Origin of the sequence: Sphaerisporangium sp. NPDC051011 (assembly GCF_040653595.1) — a bacterium.
Taxonomy (GTDB): domain Bacteria; phylum Actinomycetota; class Actinomycetes; order Streptosporangiales; family Streptosporangiaceae; genus Sphaerisporangium.
The window spans coordinates 1-21,412 of sequence record NZ_JBFAGG010000018.1 but is presented as its reverse complement, the minus strand read 5'-3'; the positions used below and the strand labels follow the sequence as shown (position 1 = coordinate 21,412).

The 21,412-nt window shown below is 68.2% G+C and carries 12 protein-coding genes; 11 read left to right on the top strand and 1 reads right to left on the bottom strand.

The window, feature by feature from the left end; genetic code table 11:
- The first annotated feature begins 231 nt into the window (after positions 1-231).
- Positions 232-2,301 carry a hypothetical protein gene (locus AB0H21_RS33020; RefSeq protein WP_358524637.1) on the top strand — a complete coding sequence of 690 codons (2,070 nt, stop codon included), beginning with the start codon at positions 232-234 and terminating at the stop codon, positions 2,299-2,301.
- Between the two features lie 33 nt (positions 2,302-2,334).
- Here AB0H21_RS33020 and AB0H21_RS33015 read toward each other — a convergent pair whose 3' ends face one another.
- Positions 2,335-2,721 carry an SSI family serine proteinase inhibitor gene (locus AB0H21_RS33015; protein WP_358524634.1) on the bottom strand — a complete coding sequence of 129 codons (387 nt, stop codon included), beginning with the start codon at positions 2,719-2,721 and terminating at the stop codon, positions 2,335-2,337.
- Positions 2,722-3,122: 401 nt separating this feature from the next.
- Between AB0H21_RS33015 and AB0H21_RS33010 the strand changes: the two genes are divergently transcribed.
- The 10 genes from AB0H21_RS33010 (at position 3,123) to AB0H21_RS32965 (ending at position 21,165) form a co-directional block, all read left to right on the top strand.
- Complete coding sequence (locus AB0H21_RS33010; protein ID WP_358524631.1) at positions 3,123-4,052, top strand: glycosyltransferase family 2 protein; 930 nt, start codon at positions 3,123-3,125, stop codon at positions 4,050-4,052.
- Positions 4,053-4,076: 24 nt separating this feature from the next.
- A complete protein-coding gene (locus tag AB0H21_RS33005) occupies positions 4,077-5,180 on the top strand; it encodes a glycosyltransferase family 4 protein (protein WP_358524628.1) in 1,104 nt (367 codons plus the stop codon).
- Positions 5,181-5,204: 24 nt separating this feature from the next.
- The gene (locus tag AB0H21_RS33000) at positions 5,205-6,059 is read left to right on the top strand and encodes a class I SAM-dependent methyltransferase (protein ID WP_358524625.1); all 855 of its coding nucleotides are present in this window, start codon (positions 5,205-5,207) and stop codon (positions 6,057-6,059) included.
- A 13-nt stretch (positions 6,060-6,072) separates the two neighbouring features.
- Positions 6,073-6,996, top strand: a complete 924-nt coding sequence (locus tag AB0H21_RS32995) for a lysylphosphatidylglycerol synthase domain-containing protein (protein ID WP_358524623.1) — start codon at positions 6,073-6,075, stop codon at positions 6,994-6,996.
- A 454-nt stretch (positions 6,997-7,450) separates the two neighbouring features.
- A complete protein-coding gene (locus AB0H21_RS32990; RefSeq protein WP_358524620.1) occupies positions 7,451-8,578 on the top strand; it encodes a glycosyltransferase family 1 protein in 1,128 nt (375 codons plus the stop codon).
- 15 nt (positions 8,579-8,593) lie between these two features.
- The gene (locus tag AB0H21_RS32985; protein ID WP_358524618.1) at positions 8,594-9,697 is read left to right on the top strand and encodes an NDP-sugar synthase; all 1,104 of its coding nucleotides are present in this window, start codon (positions 8,594-8,596) and stop codon (positions 9,695-9,697) included.
- 64 nt (positions 9,698-9,761) lie between these two features.
- Positions 9,762-10,682, top strand: coding sequence for a DNA-3-methyladenine glycosylase 2 family protein (locus AB0H21_RS32980; RefSeq protein WP_358524615.1), 921 nt, complete (start codon positions 9,762-9,764; stop codon positions 10,680-10,682).
- Between the two features lie 299 nt (positions 10,683-10,981).
- Positions 10,982-13,591 (top strand): bifunctional FO biosynthesis protein CofGH, encoded by a 2,610-nt coding sequence (locus AB0H21_RS32975; RefSeq protein WP_358524612.1) that lies wholly within the window; start codon positions 10,982-10,984, stop codon positions 13,589-13,591.
- 583 nt (positions 13,592-14,174) lie between these two features.
- Positions 14,175-20,312 (top strand): hypothetical protein, encoded by a 6,138-nt coding sequence (locus AB0H21_RS32970; RefSeq protein ID WP_358524611.1) that lies wholly within the window; start codon positions 14,175-14,177, stop codon positions 20,310-20,312.
- Positions 20,239-21,165, top strand: coding sequence for a hypothetical protein (locus AB0H21_RS32965; RefSeq protein WP_358524608.1), 927 nt, complete (start codon positions 20,239-20,241; stop codon positions 21,163-21,165). Before AB0H21_RS32970 ends, AB0H21_RS32965 begins: the two co-directional genes overlap by 74 nt.
- Positions 21,166-21,412 lie beyond the last annotated feature (247 nt).

Below are 21,412 nucleotides of genomic sequence, written 5' to 3'. Positions count from 1 at the left end.
GTGGCATACTGTTACCGCACGCCCGGCGCCCAGGCGACGTCGGGCACCCTCCCCGGTCAGGCTGTACGCCTGACCGGTCAGCGTCCGGAGGGACGTGCTCAACGGGCCGGCGGCTCCGGTTGCCGGCACCCGGGCACGAAGACGATTGGTGAATACTGGGCAGCTCGTTGTGCCTTGATTCTGTGTAACGCACAGGATCGCTAAGCCAATCAGAGACGCTCGCGGGAACAGATGGACGGAACCGGGCTCGACCACTCACGATGGCCGCCGGCGGGCCAGGTGCTCGCCGCGGTCTCGATCATGCCCGCCCTCGTCCTGGCCGGATGGCTGCCGGCCGGGCTGGTCCTGCTGCTGCTCGGCGCGTTCCGGCCGTTGCCCGTCCTGTTGCTGGGCGGCGGGCTCGCCGTCGCAGTCTGCGCGTACGGAGTGCGGCTCACCCGCGCGCGCGAGGCGCCCGAGGCCACATTCTGGCAGGTCACGGCGGTGGCCGTCATCGCGGCCGCCTCGGGCCTGTTCAACGGCCTGTTGCACAGCCAGCAGCTTCTGGTGCGCCGCGACCCGGGCACCTACGCGCAGTACGCCGCCTGGCTGGCCAGGAAGGGGTCGCTGCCGATCCCGTACGACACGGCGGCATTCGGGGGCGCCGATCCCGCGCTGCGCTTCAACAGCGTCGGCTTCTACGACCACGGCGGCGCGGTGGTCCCGCAGTTCATGCCCGGCGCGCCGATGCTGTACGCGCCGGGCGACTGGCTCGGCGGCGTGCACGGCCTGCTGGTGATGCCCGCGGTGCTCGGAGCGCTCGCCGTGCTGACCGTCGCGGGGGTCGTCGCCCGGCTGGCGGGGGCGCGGTGGGCGCCGCTCGGGGCGCTGCTGTTCGCGGTCGCGCTGCCGATCCTCTACACGTCCCGGACGACGCTCAGCGAGATCCCGTCGCTGATCCTGCTGTTCGGCGGCATCGCGCTGCTCCTGGACGCGCGCGCCCGCCCGCGCGCGGCGGCCCTGGCCGGGCTGGTCTTCGGCCTGGCGCTGCTGGTCAGGATCGACGGCCTGCGCGACGTCCTGCCGGTGCTGGCGTACGCGGGGCTGCTGATCGCGATGCGCCGCGCGGGCGGCCGGGCCGCGGTGTACGCGCCCATGGGGCCGTGGCTGCTCGGCGGGCTGGTCGCGGGCGCCGGGCTCGGGTTCGCCGCCGCGCTCGTCCTTGCCCGCCCCTACCTGTCCTATCTGTCCGGCTCGGTGGTGCCGCTGCTGTACATCTGCGCGGCCGTGCTGGTGCTGACCGCCGCGGGCGCGCTGCTCGGCCCGAGGATCATCGCCTGGTTCGCGTCCCGGCGGGTGCCCCGGCTCGCGTCCCGGGTGCCGGCGCTGGCCGCCGGGCTGGTCGTCCTGGTCGCGCTCGGGTTCGCCGCGCGTCCCTGGCTGCAGACGGTCCACCGCGAGGCCGTCACCCCCGAGGACAGGCTCAACGCGGGGTTCATCGAGGCGGTGCAGCAGGTCAACGGGCTGCCCCGCGACGCCTCGCGGCTCTACTACGAGAACTCGCTGTACTGGGTGATCTGGTACCTCGGCGTGCCGGCCGTCGTGCTCGCCACATTCGCGGCCGCCCTGCTCGTGCGCCGCATGGCGCGGGGCCGCGAGTTCGCCTGGGTGCTGCCGCTGGCCGTCATCGGCTGGACCACGGTGACCACGCTGTGGCTGCCCGCCATCACCCCCGACCACCCGTTCGCGTCCCGGCGCCTGGTGCCGGTGGTGATCCCGGGACTGGTCGTCCTCGCCGTGTGGGGCGCGCGGTGGACGGCGGGCCGTATTCCGCACGCGCCTGCGGGGTACGGCCCGCGGGCGCGCGCGGCGATGTCCGTGACCGTCGGGGCGCTGCTGGTGGTCCCGGCCGCGATCACCTCGATCGGCACGGCGTTCACGCCGATGGAACAGGGGGAGGTCGCCCAGGTGGAGAGGTTGTGCGCCGCGCTGCCCCGCGACGCCGCAGTGCTGATCGTCGAACGGGTGACGACCGACCGATTCCCGCAGGTCGTGCGGGGCATGTGCGGCGTGCCGACGGCGTCGGTCCGCGTCGAGGAGGGGGACGTCGCGCCGCGCGCCGATGTGGAACGCCTGATCGGCCGCGTGCGGGCCGCGGGCCGCAGTCCCGTCCTGCTCGCCGCCGAGCGTCGCCAGCTCGCCCCGTACGGCACGGCGGAGGAGGTGGTGAACCTGCGGACCCGCCAGGACGAGCGCTCGCTGGTCAGCCCGCCGGACGGCACGTGGTCGCTGAACGCCGTCGTGTGGATGACCACGCCCTGAACGGCCGACCGGCGGCGGTCGTGATCGGGACCTCTATCGAGGCCCGTCGTGGGGGACGATCGGGGCGGCCGAGCCTTCGAGCACGCAGCCGTTCGCGTAGCGCTGGGCGAAGACGACGGGCCTGCCGTCGTACACGCCCCTGATGCGCACGTCGTAGGGGTCGTGTTCGGTCGTGCAGACGAGGCCGGGCCGGGGCCTGATCTTGTCGAGGTCGCCGCGGATCGCCCGCAGCATGGCGCACGCCTTCTCGGCGGCCGGGTGGGAGCCGCCCGTCGGCGCGCATTTCAGGGACCAGCTCTTCACGTCGCCCGGGTGGACATGGGCCCTGCTGATCACCAGGCGGACGGGGACGTCGGCCCCGGGAGCGGGGGCCGGTGTGATGGCGGTGGCGAGACCGATGGCCAGTGCTGCGGCGTACATGGGTGACCTCCTCGGAGTTCTGCACTCGAAGTGAGATCCTAGCTACGCTGCGTATATATTGAGGGAACTTTACCGCCCGCCCGCCGGGTGTTTCAGGGCAGATGGACCGCCGGGTGGCAATTGTCGCGGATCGCGTGGGGTCGGCGGCGGGAAATGATCGACGTCTCCGGTCCGGCGTGAAAGGGCGAAAATACAGCAAATCGCGAAAAGTCCCCGCAATGGCGTGGCCGGAACCCGGGCAGCGCCCGGCAAGCACATGGTCAGGCCGGTCAGGACGTTCCTCGCCGCCGCGACCGGCGAGATCAGGACGGCCGGAGTGGCGCCGCCGCGGACGGAAAAGACTCTGCAGATGGGGAAGATGTGGATTTCAACCTCGGCCGGGCACTGTATCCTCGCCCGACGTGAGTGTGACCGAGACGCCTGAGACTGGACCCGCCGTGGACGCCAAGCCCTATGTGACGATCGTCCTGCCCTGTTACAACGAGCAGGACCACGTCATCGCGGAGGTCGAACGCATCTGCGGGGCCATGGACGTGAGCGGCTACACCTACGAGCTGGTCGCCGTCGACGACCACTCCACCGACGGAACCCTGGCCCGGCTCCAGGAGGCCGCGCCCCTCTTCCCGCACATGCGCATCGTGGCGTTCCACCGCAACGGCGGCTCGGGCACCGTCCGGCGCATCGGCACGCAGGACGCGCGCGGCGAGATCGTCGTGTGGACCGACGCCGACATGACCTACCCCAACGAGCGCATCCCCGAGCTGGTGCAGATCCTGGAGAAGGACCCGGCGATCGACCAGGTCGTCGGCGCGCGCACCAGCGAGCAGGGGTCGCACAAGATCCTCCGGGTGCCCGCGAAGTGGTTCATCCGCAAGGTGGCCGAGCGCCTGGCGGGCCAGGAGATCCCCGACCTGAACTCCGGCCTGCGCGCCTTCAGGAGGTCGGTCTCGCTGCCCTACCTGCGGCTGTTGCCGCCCGGGTTCTCCTGCGTCACGACGATCACGCTGGCCTTCCTGTCCAACCAGCACGATGTGCACTACATGCCGATCGAGTACAGCAAGCGGGCGGGGAAGTCCAAGTTCAGCTTCATCTCCGACGCCTACCGCTACATCCTCCAGGTGCTGCGGATGGTGATGTACTTCAACCCCCTCAAGGTGCTCATGCCGCCCGCGATCTGGCTGGTGGTGATCGGGCTGGTGAAGGGCGTCGTGGACATGTTCCGGCACCCGTTCTACTTCCCGGCGAGCACGGTCATGGTGTTCCTCTCCGGGTTGATCATCGGCTCGCTGGCGCTGCTGGCCGACCTGATCGTCCGTTCCCGGGGCGAGTAGGCCGCGGCGACGGGGGCGGATGTCATGCGGATCGCGATCGTCGGGCCCACCTACCCGTACAAGGGCGGCGGCGCACAGCACACCACCGAGCTGGCGCACCGGCTCGCCGCGGGCGGCCACGACGTCGTGATCGAGTCCTGGCGCGCGCAGTACCCCTCGTTCCTGTACCCCGGGCAGCAGACGATCTCCGCGCCCGAGGGCGAACCGTTCCCGCACGTCCGGCGCGACCTCGACTGGCGGCGGCCCGACGGCTGGCTGCGGTGCGGACGCCGCCTGCGTGACGCCGGGCTGGTCGTGCTGACGCTGCTCAGCCCCGTGCAGGTGCCCGCCTACCTCGGCATCCTGTACGGCCTGCGCCGCGCGGCCCCGGTCCTGGCGCTCTGCCACAACGTGCTGCCCCACGAGCGCAAGCCGTACGACGCGCCGCTGGTCAGGGCGCTGCTGCGCCGGTCCGACCGCGTGCTGGCGCACTCGCCCGAGCAGGCGGCGATCGCCCGCGAGCTGGGCCCCGCGCCGGTGTCCGTCGCCGCCCTGCCACCGCACCTCCCGGCCACGGCGGGGGCGCGCGCGGGGGAGGGCGTGCGCCGCAGGCTGCTCTTCTTCGGCATGGTCCGGCCGTACAAGGGGCTCGACCTGCTGCTGCGCGCCCTGGCCCGGGTGCCGGGCGTGTCGCTGACCGTGGCCGGGGAGTTCTGGGGCGGCCTGGACGAGACGCGCGCGCTGGTCGCGGAGCTCGGGCTCGGCGACCGCGTGGAGCTGCGGCCGGGGTACGTCGCCGCCGAGGACGTTCCGGCGCTGTTCGCTGCGGCGGACGCCCTCGTCCTGCCCTACCGCTCCGCGACCGCCAGCCAGAACGTGTGGCTCGCCTACGAGCACGGCCTGCCGGCGATCGTCACCCGCGTGGGCGCCCTCGCCGACCATGTCACCGACGGCGTGGACGGCCTGGTCGTGGAGCCGGGCTCCGCGGACGCCCTCACCGAGGCGATCACCCGCTTCTACGCGGACGGCGAACCCGAACGTCTCCGCGGCAACGTCAAGTCCGTCGACCCCGAGCCGTACTGGGCGACGTACACAAAGGCTCTGATCTCCGGCGCGCCCTCGCACGCGCGAACGGAGACAGCGCCATAGGCGCTGTCTACTACGCTAGTCCGGGTGGGTAGGGAACGAGTCGCGCAGCTCGAGTACTCCGAGTTCCAGGCCGCGATGCTGGACGAGGCGAAGCGGCGGCGCAAGGCCGCGAAGATCATCGCCGTGCTGGCGCACTTCCTGGGGCGCGAGGCCAAGGACGACGGCGGCGCGGTCCTGGACGGGCTGACGGTCGCCGACATCGGCTGCTCGGCCGGGTTCATCGCCGACGAGCTGGCCTCGGCCGGCGCGAGGCGGGCGTTCGGGGTGGACATCGACGTCCCGGGCCTGCGCAAGGCGGCCGAGCGGTTCGGCGAGCGCGTCGACTTCGTCTGCGCCGACGGCACCGCGCTGCCCTTCCGCGACGGGTCGATGGACGTCCTGGTGTTCAACCACATCTACGAGCACGTGGTGGACCCGGACGCCGTGGTGAAGGAGATGCGCCGGGTGCTCGCCGACGACGGCGTGCTCTACCTCGGCCTCGGCAACCGGCTCGGGGTGATGGAGCCGCACTACAAGCTGCCGTTCCTGTCCTACCTGCCGCCGTCGCTGGCCGACCGGTACGTCCGCGCGTCCGGCCGGGCCGACCACTACTACGAGCGTTTCCGCACCCGGGGCGGCCTGCGCCGCATGCTGGCCGGTTTCCACGTCTGGGACTACTCGCTGCCCGTGCTCGCCTCGCCGCGGCGGTTCGCGGGCGCCGAACTCTTCCCTGGGGCCGTGGGCCGCGCCGCCCAGGCCACGCTGGCCCGTACGCCCCGCGCCGCGCTGCGCGGGCTGCTGCCCGTCGTCCCGACCTACCTGTGGGTGGCGTCCAAGACGCCCCGCGCGCCGCTCGGCTCCGCGCTCCCGCAGCCGCCCCAGCGGGTCGCCACCCGATGAGCGGCGCGCGCCGATGACGGGGAAGAAGCTTCTCAGGCTCGCGTTCCTGCTGGTCGCGCTGGGGTTCGGCGCGTGGGCGATCGCCGGGCAGTGGTCGCGGGTCGCGGACGCGTTCTCCCGCCTGTCGTGGCCGCTGCTGGGGTGCTCGCTCGTGGCGGTGCTGGCGGCGCTGGTGTCCGGCATGCTGATGTGGCGGGCGCTCCTCGCAGACCTCGGGTCCCCGCTGCGGTTCACCGACGCGGCGAAGGTGTTCTTCGTCGGGCAGCTCGGCAAGTACATCCCGGGGTCGCTGTGGCCGGTGCTGGCGCAGATGGAGATGGGCAAGGACCTCGGCGTTCCGCGCCCCCGCAGCGCCGCCGCCTTTTTCCTGACATATCCGATCTACCTGGCGACCGGCCTTCTGGTGGCCCTGCTGACCCTCCCCGCGTTCGCGGGCGCGTCGGTGTCCCAGTACGCCTGGCTGCTCCTGCTGCTCCCCGTCCTGGTCGCCGGGCTCCATCCCAAGGTGGTCAACACCGCCCTCGCCTTCGGCCTCAAGCTGCTCAAACGCCCCCCGCTGGAACGCCCGCTGACCCGGCGGGGCCTGCTGACCTCGGCCGGATGGGCGTTCGCGGGCTGGGCCGCGTACGGCGCCCACCTCGCGCTGATCGTCGCGGGCCTCGGCGCCACCGGGGGGCGCGCGCTCGCGCTGTCCGCGGGCGCGTTCGCCCTCGCCTGGTGCCTCGGGTTCATCGTGGTGATCGCCCCGGCGGGCGCGGGCGTCCGCGAGGTGGCGATGGTGGCCGCCCTGGCGCCCGTCCTGGACGGCGGGACGGCCATCGCGGCCGCCCTGTGCTCCCGTCTGGTCGTCTCGGCCGGCGACCTGGTCTGCGCCGCCACGGCGGGCGCCGCGGCCCGCCGCGCCGAACCCGTTCCGGCGGCCACCCGAGGGGACTGACCGCCCTCACGGGCCGGGCCCGGCGGCGGGGAGGAAGCCGAGCGCGACGCCGCCCGACGGGAATTGCGCCAAGGCGAGCTCGATGTGACGAAATAAGTGTTAAGTATTTGCTAAGTCTGCTCCATCGCGAGGATTCTTCGTGAAGATCCAGGCATGCCCTTCTACGGTGCGTTCCCGTTGGGCTGTTCCGAAAACAGGGGGATCCGCCTGCGCGGACGCGCGGTGCGCCGGGCCGGCCGCGGGGGTGCCCTGCCGAGCCTGTGGAGCGAGGTCGTCGTGGCCGGTGGACGGGCGTTAATCGTCCCCACGGTTAACGGGTGATACATGATTGGGGGATGAAAGGGGTTCGAGGTCGTACCGGGGGTTGCGAGTGGGGAAATGAGCGGTGATATCACTCACGAAACGGGGGAGCCTCGCAATAGAGTGAACCGGTGACCGGAAAGGAGCGCGGCTCGTGACGCCCCGTGTGCTCGTCGACGCCACCGCGGTCCCCGCCGACCGCGGGGGTCTGGTCCGCTATGTGGACGGTCTCGTCGGCGCCCTCGACCGCGCGGGCGCCGATCTCGCGGTCGTCTGCCAGCGCGCCGACGCCGACCGCTACGGCAAGATCGCGCCCGGCGCGCGCATCCTCTCGGGGCCTCCGGCGATCGCGAGCCGCAGCGCGCGGCTCGTCTGGGAGCAGACAGGCATCCCGGTGCTCGCGCGCAAGGTCGCGGCCCAGGTCATCCACGCGCCGTACTACTCGATCCCGCTGCACTCGGGCCTGCCCACCGTGGCGACCGTGCACGACGTGACCTGGTTCACCGAGCCCGAGCTCCAAGGCGACCTGAAGGCGTCGTTCTTCCGGGCCGCCACGCGCACGGCGGTGCGCGACTGCGCACGCGTGGTGGTGCCGTCCAAGGCCACCCGCGACGAGCTCGTGCGGCTGCTGGCGGCCGACTCCACGCGCGTCGACGTCGCCTACCACGGGGTGGACCGCGGCCTGTTCCACGAGCCGTCCGAGCAGGAGGTCGCGCGGGCCGTGGGCCGGCTCGGGCTGCACGGCCGCCCGTACGTCGCGTTCCTCGGCGCCTTCGAGCCCCGTAAGAACGTTCCGAACCTGGTGCGCGGCTTCGGCCAGGCGGTGCGCGACCTTTCCTTGCCGCCCACGCTGGTGCTGGCCAGCGGCGCCGGGTGGAGCGACGAGGTCGACGCCGCGATCAGCGAGCTGCCCGTGACGGTGCGCGTCGTCCGTCCCGGCTACCTGTCGTTCGCCGACCTGCCGGGTTTCCTCGGCGGCGCGGTCGTGGTGGCGTTCCCGTCGCGCGGCGAGGGGTTCGGCCTGCCGGTCCTGGAGGCGATGGCCTGCGGCGCCCCCGTGCTGACCACCCACCGCACCTCGCTGCCCGAGGTCGGCGGCGAGGCCGTCGCCTACACCGAGCCGGACGCCGAGAGCATCAGGGACGCCCTCAGGGTGCTCCTGGAGTCGAAGGAGCGCCGCGACGCCCTGGCCGCGGCCGGAATCGCCCGATCGAGGGAGTTCACGTGGGAGGCTTCGGCCGAAGCTCATTTGGCCACGTATGAACGAGCGGCCGATCAGTGAGCTAGCCTCACGGTTGTGACGGAGAGCTACTCGCCGGAAGCGGCGGACCTGGAGGCGATCCTCCTCGTGGGCGGGCAGGGCACCCGTCTGCGCCCGCTGACGCTGAACACCCCCAAACCGTTGCTGCCGACGGCCGGAGTCCCGTTCCTGGCGCACCAGCTCGCCCGGGCCAGGTCGTTCGGCGTGCGGCGCATCGTCTTCGCCACGTCGTACCGCGCGTCGATGTTCGCCGAGGCGTTCGGGGACGGGTCGGCGTTCGGGCTGGCGCTGGAGTACATGACCGAGGAGACGCCGCTCGGCACGGGCGGCGCGATCCGCAACGCGGCCGAGGCGCTCACCTGCGGGCCGGACGCGCCGGTGCTGGTGCTCAACGGCGACATCCTGTCGGGGCACGACATCACCGAGCAGGTCGGGCTGCACGTCTCGCGCGGCGCGGCGCTGACGCTCCATCTCACCGAGGTGGACGATCCCACGCGTTTCGGCTGCGTGCCGACCGACGGGCAGGGGCGGGTGACCGCGTTCCTGGAGAAGACCCCGAACCCGGTGACCAACCGCGTCAACGCCGGGTGCTACGTCTTCACGAGGTCGGCGATCGACGCGATCCCGGCGGGCCAGGTGGTGTCGGTCGAGCGCGAGACCTTCCCCGGCATGATCGCCGCGGGCGAGCTGGTGCTCGGGTACGCCGACCGGTCGTACTGGCTGGACGTGGGCACCCCCGCGGCGTTCGTGCAGGGCTCCTGCGACCTGGTGCTGGGCCGCATGCCCTCGGGCGCGCTGCCGGGGCCGTGCGGCGAGTTCCTGGCGCTGCCGGAGGCCCGGGTCTCGCCGAGGGCCAAGATCTCCGCCGGCACGGTCGTCGGGCCGCGCGCGGTCGTCGAGGCCGACGCCCAGGTGCGGGGCAGCGTGCTGGACGCCGACTGCGTGATCGAGTCCGGCGCCACGGTGGCCGACTCCGTGGTCGGCGCGGGCGCGCGGGTCGCGTCGGGGGCCGTGCTGCGCGACGCGGTGATCGGCGACCGGGCGGTGATCGGCGCGGGCAACGAACTGCTGGCCGGGGCCCGCGTCTGGCCGGGCGTCACGCTGCCGCCCTGGGCCGTGCGCTTCTCCAGCGACGCCTGACGCCTGACCGTGCCGTGCCCGCCCGGTACGCGCGGGCGGGTCCGGCGGCAATACCCTGGACGTCGTGCGAGAGCGCAGGTGGCGGCCCGGCGCGCCCCTCGATGTGCGGCTGACGCTGGCGCCGCTTCGCCGCGGGCCCGGCGACCCGGCGTGGCAGGCAGCGCCGGACGGTGCGATCTGGCGCACGTCCCGCACCCCCGAGGGGCCGGGCACGCTGCGGGTCTTCGTGGACGCGCGGGCGGGCGAGGTCGTGGGGAGGGCGTGGGGGCCGGGCGGGCTCTGGATGCTGGAGACGCTGCCCCGGCTGCTCGGTGCCGACGACCCGGTGGCCGACTTCCGCGCGCTGATGGAGCGGCTGGAGTTCGGCCACGCGCTGATCAGGGAGCTGGCCTCCCGGTACTCCGGCCTGCGCCTGAGCATCACCTCGCGGGTGTTCGAGGCACTGGTGCCCGCCGTGCTGGAGCAGAAGGTCGTCGGCCGGGAGGCGTGGCGGGCGTGGCGGTGGCTGCTGCGCGCGTACGGCGAGCCCGCTCCGGGGCCGGCGCCGGTCGGGATGCGCGTGTTCCCGGAGCCGGAGGTCTGGCGGAGGATCCCGTCGTGGGACTGGCATCGCGCGGGGGCGGAGGCGGTGCGGGCGCGGACGATCGTCAACGCGGCTTCGCACGCGGGAAAGCTGGAGGCGGCGGCGCCCGCGGAGGCGGACCGCCTGCTACGGGCATTGCCGGGCGTCGGGGTGTGGACGTCGGCCGAGACGCGGCAGCGGGCCCACGGCGACCCCGACGCGGTCTCGGTCGGTGACTACCACCTGCCCGCGCTGGTCGGGTGGTCGCTCACCGGCCGGAAGACCGACGACGCCGGGATGCTGGAACTGCTGGCCCCGTACCGCGGGCAGCGTCACAGGGTCACCCGCCTGCTCGAACTCGGCGGGCGGAGACCACCGGCACGCGGGCCGAGGATGTCCGCACGGGACTATCGCTCGTTCTGAGCTCGCGTAACCGGTGGGCGTTGGGGTCGTCGCCGGAGGCGGGCTTCCAGTCGCGCCCGTCGCGGCTGTCGGCGCCGAAGAACGGGGCGAGGACGGCGGCGGCGACGATGAAGGCCAGGATCAACCAGGACATCGGGGGCTCCTTGCACGGGCTTCGTGGGGACTCCTCAATTGTGTTCGCATGCATGTATTTACGTCCATCGAGACCTTCTGACCGATACTCTTAAGCGACACTTAACCGGAGGTGTTCTGAGGACCCGGTCACGGGAAGGGGAAGCGCCGTTCCGTAATGTGCCTTCATGGACGTGAACCCCACAGACGCCGCGATCCGGCGGGCGCTGGCCAGGGCCAGAGACGGCAAGGCGCTCGACGTGACGGAGGCCACGGTTCTGTTGCACGCCCGGGGCGCCGACCTGGAGAGGCTCCTCGAATACGCCGGTCGCGTCAGGGACGCCGGGCTTGCCGCGGCCGGACGACAGGGCGTCGTCACCTACAGCCGCAAGGTCTTCATCCCCCTCACCAGGCTCTGCCGCGACCGCTGCGGCTACTGCACGTTCGCCACCGCCCCCGGCAAGCTCACCGCTGCCTTCCTCGGCCCGGACGAAGTGCTGCAGATCGCCCGCCAGGGCGCCGCACTCGGGTGCAAGGAGGCGCTGTTCACGCTCGGCGACCGCCCCGAGGACCGCTGGCACCAGGCCAAGGAATGGCTGGACGCCCACGGGTACGACGACACGCTCTCCTACGTCCGCGCCATGGCGATCCGCGTGCTGGAGGAGACCGGCCTGCTCCCGCACCTCAACCCCGGCGTCATGACCTGGCGCGACCTCCAGCGGCTCAAGCCGGTCGCCCCGTCCATGGGCATGATGCTGGAGACCACCTCCCGGCAGTTGTTCGAGGAGAAGGGCCAGGCGCACTACGGCTCGCCCGACAAGGACCCGGCCGTGCGGCTGCGCGTCCTGGAGGACGCCGGCCGCTCCAACGTGCCGTTCACGACCGGCATCCTCATCGGCATCGGCGAGACCGTCGCCGACCGCGCCGAGTCGATCTTCGCGATCCGCAGGGTCGCCCGCGAGTACGGGGGCGTCCAGGAGGTCATCGTCCAGAACTTCCGCGCCAAACCCGACACGGCGATGCGCGGCATGCCCGACGCCGACCTCCAGGAGCTCGCCGCCACGATCGCGGTTACCCGGCTCGTGCTCGGCGGCAAGGCACGCGTCCAGGCCCCGCCGAACCTCATCGGCGACGAGTACGCGCTGATGATCCGGGCCGGCATCGACGACTGGGGCGGGGTCTCGCCGCTCACGCCCGACCACGTCAACCCCGAACGGCCCTGGCCCCAGATCGACGAGCTCGCCGCGCGCACCGCCGCCGCAGGGTTCACGCTCAAGGAACGCCTGACCATCTACCCCGAGTACGTCCGCGCGGGCGAGCCCTGGCTGGATCCGCGCCTGCGCGCGCACGTCGACGCCCTCGCCGACCCGGAGACCGGCCTCGCCCGCGACGTCCTCCCGGTGGGGCGGCCGTGGCAGGAGCCCGACGGCGGGTTCGCCTCCTCGGGCCGTACGGACCTGCACGTCGAGGTCGACTCCACCGGCCGCTCGGCCGACCGGCGCGACGACTTCGACAACGTGTACGGCGACTGGGACGCCCTGCGCGACCGAATGCCCGCCGCCCCGGCCACGGCGATCGGCCCTGGGATCGGCTCTGGGACCGGCCCTGGGACCGGCACTCGGATCGGCGCGGACATGCGTGAGGCCCTGCGCCGCGCCGCCTCCGACCCGGCCGGGCTCACCGACGACCAGGCGCTCACGCTGCTGTCCGCCGACGGCGCCGACCTGGAGGAACTCTGCCGGGTCGCCGACGACCTGCGCAGGGAGGCCGTGGGCGACGACGTCACCTACGTCGTGAACCGCAACATCAACTTCACCAACGTCTGCTACACCGGCTGCCGTTTCTGCGCCTTCGCGCAGCGGCGCACCGACGCCGATGCCTTCACCCTCTCGCTGGAGCAGGTCGCCGACCGCGCCGCCGAGGCGTGGGCCGCGGGGGCGACCGAGGTGTGCATGCAGGGCGGCATCCACCCCGACCTGCCCGGCACCGCGTACTTCGACATCGCGCGCGCGGTGAAGGAACGCTGCCCGGACATGCACGTCCACGCCTTCTCCCCCATGGAGGTCGTCAACGGCGCGAGCCGGACGAACATGTCCATCGAGGACTGGCTGCTGGCCGCCAAGGAGGCCGGGGTCGACTCGCTGCCGGGCACGGCGGCGGAGATCCTCGACGACGACGTGCGGTGGGTGCTCACCAAGGGCAAGCTGCCCACCCGCGAGTGGATCGAGGTGATCACCACCGCGCACCGCGCCGGCATCCCGACCACCTCGACGATGATGTACGGCCACGTGGACACGCCCGCGCACTGGGTGGCGCACATCCGGCTGATCCGCCGCATCCAGGAGGAGACCGGCGGCTTCTCGGAGTTCGTGCTGCTGCCGTTCGTCCACCACAGCGCGCCGATCTACCTGGCGGGCGTCGCGCGCCCCGGCCCCACCGCCCGCGAGAACCGCGCCGTCCACGCTCTGGCGCGCATCATGCTGCACGGCGCGATCTCCAACATCCAGTGCTCCTGGGTCAAGCTCCAGGACGAGTTGTGCCGCGCCGTGCTGTCCGGCGGCGTCAACGACCTCGGCGGCACGCTGATGGAGGAGACGATCAGCCGCATGGCGGGCTCGGAGAACGGCTCCTACAAGACGATCAGCCAGATCGCCGCGATGGTCGAACCGACCGGCCGCCCCCTACGCCAGCGCACGACGGGGTACGGCACCCCAACCCCCGAACGAGTAGCGGCGGCCACGGCCAGCGATGGCGTCTGCGGCAGCATCCGCCGAACAATCCCCCTGGTAGCCCGATGAGCGTTAGCGCGTTCGGGGCGTAAAGCATGGTCCGGGCGTTAATGGCGTAAGGCATGGTCCGGGCAGAAGCTGCGCTCCGCGCAAGAGATGCCCGGGCTGTGTTTGTCGAGGGCAAGCCCCCGAACCCCCAGCGAGGGGCCCCGCCCCCTCGCGCTCCCCGGACGCGCGCGCCCGTCGGATGAGCACTGCCGCAAATCCCCCGTGCGCGTCCATCGTCAGAGGCGTGACCGACCTGGCGCGGGCGGCGATTTCGGCCTGGTGTCGGCAAGGCTCTGGTGGAGGGGCCGCAGCCGCGATCGCCAATTTTGTGGGATGGCTACGTAGTGGGCGACGGTCACCGCCTTCGCCGCTAGGTAGAACGTCTGATCCGTAGGAAACGGCAGGAGCCGCGCTCGCAGCGTCCTGCGCAGCTAAAGCGAAGGATGTGGGTCGATGCCATGTGACCACGTGAGGCGGTGCTGCTGTACGCGCTGCTGTACAGCAACGTTCCCCGAGTTTGATTGGGAGTAGAAGGCCCGCGTGACGTTGATCCGTTATCCCGTAACAATGCCGCTTGTAGCGCCCTGACCTGTAGGTTAGGGCGGTGGGAGATGCAGAGCGGGTACGCGCTAGCAGAGACGGGGACAGGTTCCATTACTACTGGGCTGCCCGACGGGCGCTGCGTCTCCTGGATATAACCGGTGACCTCAAGGTCGTCGGTGTCGAGGGCCTGCCCGAGGGCGAAGAAGTCGAGGGCGAGGAGGTCATCGACGTTGCCGAGTACTACGGTGGGCACGACGCCGCCACCTGTGCGAGGTTCCGCTACGCGCAACTCAAGCACTCGACTATGCGAACCGAGGTACCGATAGTCGCCTCGGAGCTCGAAAACACCCTGAAGAAGTTCGCCAAGATTTACCGCACGGAGTTGGAGATGGGGCGGCGGGCGAAGCTGGAGTTCGTCTTCGTCGCGAACCGTACACTGAACGACAAGGTCCGACTCTCACTCGAGGAACTGGCCGCAGGTGCCGGAGCGTTCACTCACACGACTGAGGCTGAGCGCCTGCGTGGATACATGAAATTCGGTGCGGACACCCAGAGCGAAGTTGACTTTTGTCAACGTTTCGAGGTTGAGGAGGGTAGCCCTGGTATCGCAGACTTAGAGGGACTGCTTCGTGGCGAATTGCAGCAGTTCTTACCTGGTGGCGGCACTGGCACAGAGATGTCGCAGCTGATGGAGACCGTTTCGCGCTGCGCGACGTCGCTCGTGGACAAGCAGACCATCGAAGTGGGCGACATCTTGGTTGCTCTGCGCACTACCGCAGAGGAATTGTTTCCGGCACCTAGCGCCATCGAGCCACTCGACCACGTCATTCACACTCAGAACGTCGATAATGTCACCGCAGAGCTCCGGAACGGAACTAACAACAAGGTTCTGATCACTGCGGTCGGTGGTGCCGGCAAGTCCATCCTGACGTCGATCCTGCCAGGGGTCTTGCCGAAGAACTCCGTGACCATTGTTTATGACTGCTTCGCTGGCGGCGACTACCGTAAGGTTACCTCCCAGCGCCACGAGCATCGAACTGCTCTCACCCAGATCTCCAATGAACTCGCAGCCCATGGGTGGTGCACACCGCTTATCCCTACTGTGGCGACAGAGGCTAACTACACCCGAGTGTTCATGCGCCGCATTTGGGTGGCTGCAGAACAGCTTGCCCGTGACGACCCGGATGCGCTCCTCACAGTTGTCATCGACGCTGCCGACAACGCGGCCATGGCCGCTGAAGAACAGCAGATGCGCACATTCGTCACCGACCTATTCCGAGAGGACTGGCCAGCGAACACTAGGTTGGTGCAAATGTGCCGGCCTGAGCGGAAGCGTCTGCTGAAGATTCCGCAAGGCAGCGTGACGGAGATTGCGCTCGACGGGTTCCAGAAGTCCGAGTCCCTCGAGCACCTGCGGACGAGGTTTCCGGATGCGACCGAGGCAGAGGGCGCTGAGCTGCATGTACTCAGCGACGGGAACCCGCGCGTCCAGGCGATGGCGATGGAGAACGCGGAGTCGGTCGCGGAGGCCCTCGCCGCCATCCAGATTGCAAGAACCACGCCTGGAGAAGTCTTGGACAGCCTGCTCGCCAAGCAGGTTCACGACGTGGCTAAGGAAGGACACCTGCTCCCCGGCGAGCTTTCGCGATTGTGCCAAGCCCTGGCGACGCTGCATCCTCCGATGCCGCTGGACGACCTGGCAGCCATCACGGCTTTGGACGCAGACGCAATCCGCAGCTTCGCTGTCGCGCTTGGGCGCGGCCTTCACGCCGCAGGCAATATCCTTCAGTTCCGCGACGAACCGACTGAGACATGGTTCCGGACAACGCACGGCCTAGGACCTGCCCAAAAGCGGGAGTTCGCGATGAGCGTCAAGCCGTTTGCCGCGAGGTCACCTTACGTCGCCAGCACGCTTCCGCAGCTTCTGTTCGAGGCGGAAATGCTCGACGAGCTCGTCGAGATGGCGCTGTCGGACACCGGTTTGCCGGGTGGAACCGAGGAACTTCAGGCTCAGGAGATTGCACGTTCACGTGCCAGGTTCGCTCTGTGCGCAATGCTGCGCGCTGGACGTAACACGGACGCTGCGCTGCTGGCGGTCAAGGCCGGCAACATGTCCTCTGGTCACTCGCGCAAGATGGCTTTATTCCGAACTCATACCGACCTCGCTGCCAGGTTTTTGGACGCCGATGTCGTTGAGGTGCTCTGCTCGGGCCGGGAACTTGCCACCGACTGGCCTGGATCGAACCTGCACGTCGAGGCGGTCCTGCTGTCGCATATCGACCGGTTCAAGGACCTAGCCCGCAGCAGGCTGAGATCGGCATTCAACAACTTCGCCGCAATCTTGAAGCTACCGGAGGATGAGAAGTCCCGCCTGAGGAAGAACATCACGGCTAAAGAGGTCGCGGACCTCGCGATGGCGGCCACCAACGTTGATGGCCCCAAAGGCGGGCTCGACTTCATGTCTCGCTGGGATTCGGAATCTTTCGTTCGCAAGGTGGCAGCGAAGTTGTGCGTGCGCCTCGCAGACGCCGGGCGCTACGACGATCTGGCGGGGCTCATTCTGAGCGGCAAGCGGCACGAGCATGTTCAGGCGGCCGCGGCAGAGACGATGTTTAAGTACAATATCGTTCCGACTGATGAAGCCGCAGAGGCCTTGGCCAAGATGCTTGGCAGGCGGAAGGAGCCATTCAAACCAGCTCGTGACGTCTTGCATTACGAACCTGTGGACGTTCGCGGGGTCGTGTGGGGACTGGCGCACGGCCTGAGAGTCAGGCGCCTGAGCGACGCTGAAGCTCTACGTATTCTCGACATCCACCTCCCTGACCACCTCCCCGACGGCGCCGGCTCGCGCCTGACCACGCTTTCCCTCAGCAGCCTCCTGCTCGCGTATGCGCTACGCGCCCGCCTCACCGGAGACATCCTCAAGGTCGAAGACGTCGCGAGCGAAGAGCTGCTCAAGCTTATGGAGCAGCAGGAGCAGTCAAGCGACCACAACGCGCGAGACTTCAAGACGAACATCCCAGGCGTTTTACCTTGGGCCGAATGCTGGCTGGCTGCAATTCTGGATGGCGACGCGGAGGAGGTCGTTTCCAGGCTCGATGCGCTGATCTCCAATGACTTGAAGCAGGTCAGCCACTACAACCCGCCGTTCGTATTCCTCAACGCGGTCGCCGAGATCGCAACCCGGATACTGACTCTCGTCCCTAAGGAAGACCTGGTCGAAAAGTTCACAAGCTGGCACAAGGCCAATGACGAGCCGCTAACTCGTTCACGCCTCGCTGTCGCTCGCATCGCGTCGCATTCGCTGCATCTCGAGACGCTTGGCCTTGAGGCGGCGACACGCGGGATTGAAGCTGCGCAACGTGATCGGACGGACGCTGAGAGCCGGGTCGAGTCACTGATTGACCTTGCGCGAACACTCCTCGCTGTCAACGAGGCCGAAGCACGGGCTACCTTCGATGCTGCAGTGGCTGAGGCTGAGCAGGTGGGCGATGATCTCTATGCCCGCTGGGACTCGCTTGTGAAGACGGCGAAGGCGCTGGCTACTGGCACCGAACCTGTCCGCGCATACCGCCTGTTTCAAATCGCCGAGGAACTGGGCCGCACACAAGGCGAGATTCACACAACCGAGCTCGCTGAGTGTCTTCGCACGATGCATGAACCGACCTACTTCGCCGCCACCTCTCGGGCACGTGACAGGCGCACTTTGCCATTCGACGCGATGCTCACCCCGGCTCTCAAAGGCGCAGCAGGACCAGGATGTGAACGGCTCGGTTTCCTGGCTTTGTACGCGTTCGAGCCAAGGTTGAGATGGCGAAGCCTGCTCGCTGACCTGTCGCCGACATCTGCAGCGATGGTGACCAACGTCTTCGAGACATTCACACGTTGTGAGCGCATGCCAAGCGAGAGGGCGGTGCAGCCGTACAAGGGTCCCAACGTCTTCGACGATCGGGACGAGGACCCGCCGCCAGATCCGGCCGTTCTGTTCTCGGATAGCGACTTCACTACTGAGGACGCCTGGAACGAGGCATTGAGTCAACTCGGCTGGCGAACTGAGGCACGACGTGCACTGGCAGAGTTCGCCATCGACAAGCATCCGAACCGGCGCCCCGCAGTGCTGGACGCGTTGGGTCGCGCAACTAGGGCGACACAGATGGATTTCGAGAATCTTGCCCAGGCGGCCGCGCAGCGACCCCAATCTCTCGCGCTCAAGAAAGCTCGAAAGCAGCTCGGCACAACCCTGGCAAGCCGCTTTGCGCGGTACATCTGCACTCGGGCCTATGACGACTCCAGCATTGTCACCGTCGCCGAAGCAACCGGGACCACGGTCAGCAACCTGACACAGATTGCGCTCCAAGAGCTGGGCCGCAGCGCCCACCAACTGGCTTACCGGGATTACTTCCTTCTCGCGTCCAATCTCGCCAACATGTTGGACCCCCAACCTGCTGGGGAGGTTTTTGATGCCCTCGCGGACTTGTTTGACGACCTTGCACCGTCTGGTACGTCCTCTGACGGCCCTTACGGGTCGCTCTCGCCCCCACCAGCCGACTCCGCGTCCTATATTGCTGGCCTGATATGGGCTGCGCTGGGTGACATCTCCGATAAGTCACGATGGCAGGCGGTGCACGCTGTTCTGCTACTGGTGCGACTTGGCTGCAAAGATGACCTCGATGCGCTTGCTCAATTCGCCGTCGGGACCAAGCCGGTGACGCCGTTCCTCGATGCGCGATTCCCATTCTACTCGCTCCACGCTCGCATGTGGCTGCTGCTCGCTCTCGCACGGGCAGCAAAGGAGCCGAATGCTACAACGGTGACCGGATTCACCACCTGGCTGACAGGTGTCGTGCGAGGTCCACATCATGCGGCGAACCAGGTGCTAGCCCAGCAAACATTGGTTGATCTATTCGAGCGCAGCCACTTTGCCCTCGAAAGCGCGGACGCCGACGTGCTGACCACGCCGGTTGTCGCCGACTGGGTCGAGATGGAGTATAAACAGCGGCAAGCCCGCCCGGACCCGTTGCTTAACGGCGATAAGGATGAGGACGTCGAGCCTGAACGGGGCCGGTTCTTCTTCGACTTTGAGCCGTACTGGTGTAGGGACGTTGCGGAGATCTTCGGAAGTACCGAGAATCACATCGCACGGCGCGCCGCCCAGGCCGCGACCAAGTTCGACGGATACGACGTGTTCGCAGCTGGAAAGGACCCGCGCTCTGACGCAGGTGTCTATGACCAGCGACGTGCCTACCCGGACCACAGGAGTTGGCCGGGCGAGGACACCATTTCGTTCTATATGGCGGTTCATGCATTGCTTACTGTCGGTGCAGAACTTGCCGAGACCGAGACCGCGTACAAGGAGCCCGAGTCAGCTGAGGACTCCTACACCGACTGGCTTGCCCAGTTTCTGCCGAAGCGGTCCGACGGCAGGTGGCTTGCGGACCGCAGAGACCCACCGCCGATCCCAGCTCCTGATGAGGTGCTCGCGGTGCAGGAAACGAAGGTGGACTGGCCCTGGACCCTCTCGAAGAGGGATTTCGAGAGGGTGGCCGGAGTAGGAGGCGACTGGGTGACGGTGGGAGCGAACATCCACGCGGCGCACGATGAACTCGCAGAAGACACACTGGTCAGTAGCGCTCTTGTCCCACACGAGACGGCGCGTTCACTACTGGTCACCTTGCAAACCTCGCCGCTGGGTCCGCACTCTTTCAGGATGCCGACAACCGACGACCAACACGACCGTCCCGACAATCATCCGTTCGAACTCATCCCATGGCTGGACATGAAGGAAATGCACTACGGCATCGATAACCGGGATGAACGCGGGCAGGGTGTCGGCTTCCCCCCGACGAGACCCGGCGAGAACATCATTAGCCGATTCAATCTTACGACTGACGAAGACCAGCGCGTGTGGTTCCAAGATGGCGTCCCGGTCCTCCGCAGCAGGGTCTGGAGCAGCATGTTGCCTGGACTCTATGAACGCGAGACTGGAACTCGCGGCGAACAGTTCGAGATCCATCACGAGTTCTTGAGGACGGTTTTACAGGAGCTCGACACGACTTTGGTTCTCCAAGTCGGGCTACGGCGCGATAGGCATCGTCCTTACTACGAACGCAGAAAGGGAAATGACGATGAGTTCGACTGGCTCGAGTGGTCCGGCAAGGTCTATCTCATCGATTCGGGAGGACGCTGGCTCGAATATTAATGATGTCCTCGAACTCGGGCGAATGCTCGCAGCTCACTTGGAAAACTACAACACCGTTGGTCAGTGGATGGCATACCATTTGGCCGAGCTTATTGTGACTGCCCAGGATGATGCGACCATAACCGTAGAGCAACGGCAGCAGATCGTGGAGATCATACTGAAAGTATGGGCCCATCGTTGCTACTACCCCGGAGAAGCACCTCTGGAGGAATTCTCTAGCGTGTTCGTAGCGCTCGACCGCCTTGGCAACGATGACCCGTGGAAGTTCTCTCAGCTGTTCGATACAGACGCGGAGGTATCTGACCTGGGGGCTTCAGGTCTTCCACTCATAGGGGTCGCGGCGGAGCTGGAACGTCTCACACGTGAAACCTTGATACGTCTCATCTGGCTCGCAGCTCGGGACGCAAGAGAAAAGAACCGGGGATGGCTGGAAGCGGCAGACAAGGTCGCATCGAACCTGGAGAGCGACGTGACCACGACTCTATGGCGACTTCGCCGTCGTATCGCACACCACCGCCTCGGGGCCGAAGAAGGCGGTCCGAAAGATGTCGCGGAGATTGCCACCGTGACAACAGCCAAGGACGCCAGTATCGATGGCGAGGCTGAAGATGTATTCGAAGGGCCAACGGAGAACGCTGCAGAGGACAGCACTGTGGAGAGCGGCCTTGAAGACGGCAGCGAAGGCCTGATCAATGGTGAAGTGGAGGATGAAAGCAACCCACTGAGCGACGGTAACCACGTCAAGCGCCTACGCGAGATGGCCGACCTACTCAACCTGCTCGCCGATAGTCTCAGCACCTCAGTCCCATCGAACCAATATAGAGTAGTGCTTGGAAACAGCGCTGACACCTAGAACAGATTCAACTGGACCATCAAGCCGAAACGGTATCGACGATCATTCTCGGTTCATTGTGATCGCTCAGTTGGTGATCCGGGCGTCGGGGTGTGCGGTGTGTCAGGCGTTCGGCAGCGCGATGCGGGCGTTCGGGGGAGACCACCTATGTCGGCTCTTCAACTTTGAGGGGGATGCCTCGCCTTATGCCGCTGGGTTGATCATGTGATGTGTGCATGCCAACCGTACGCGGCGGCGCTGGTTGTTG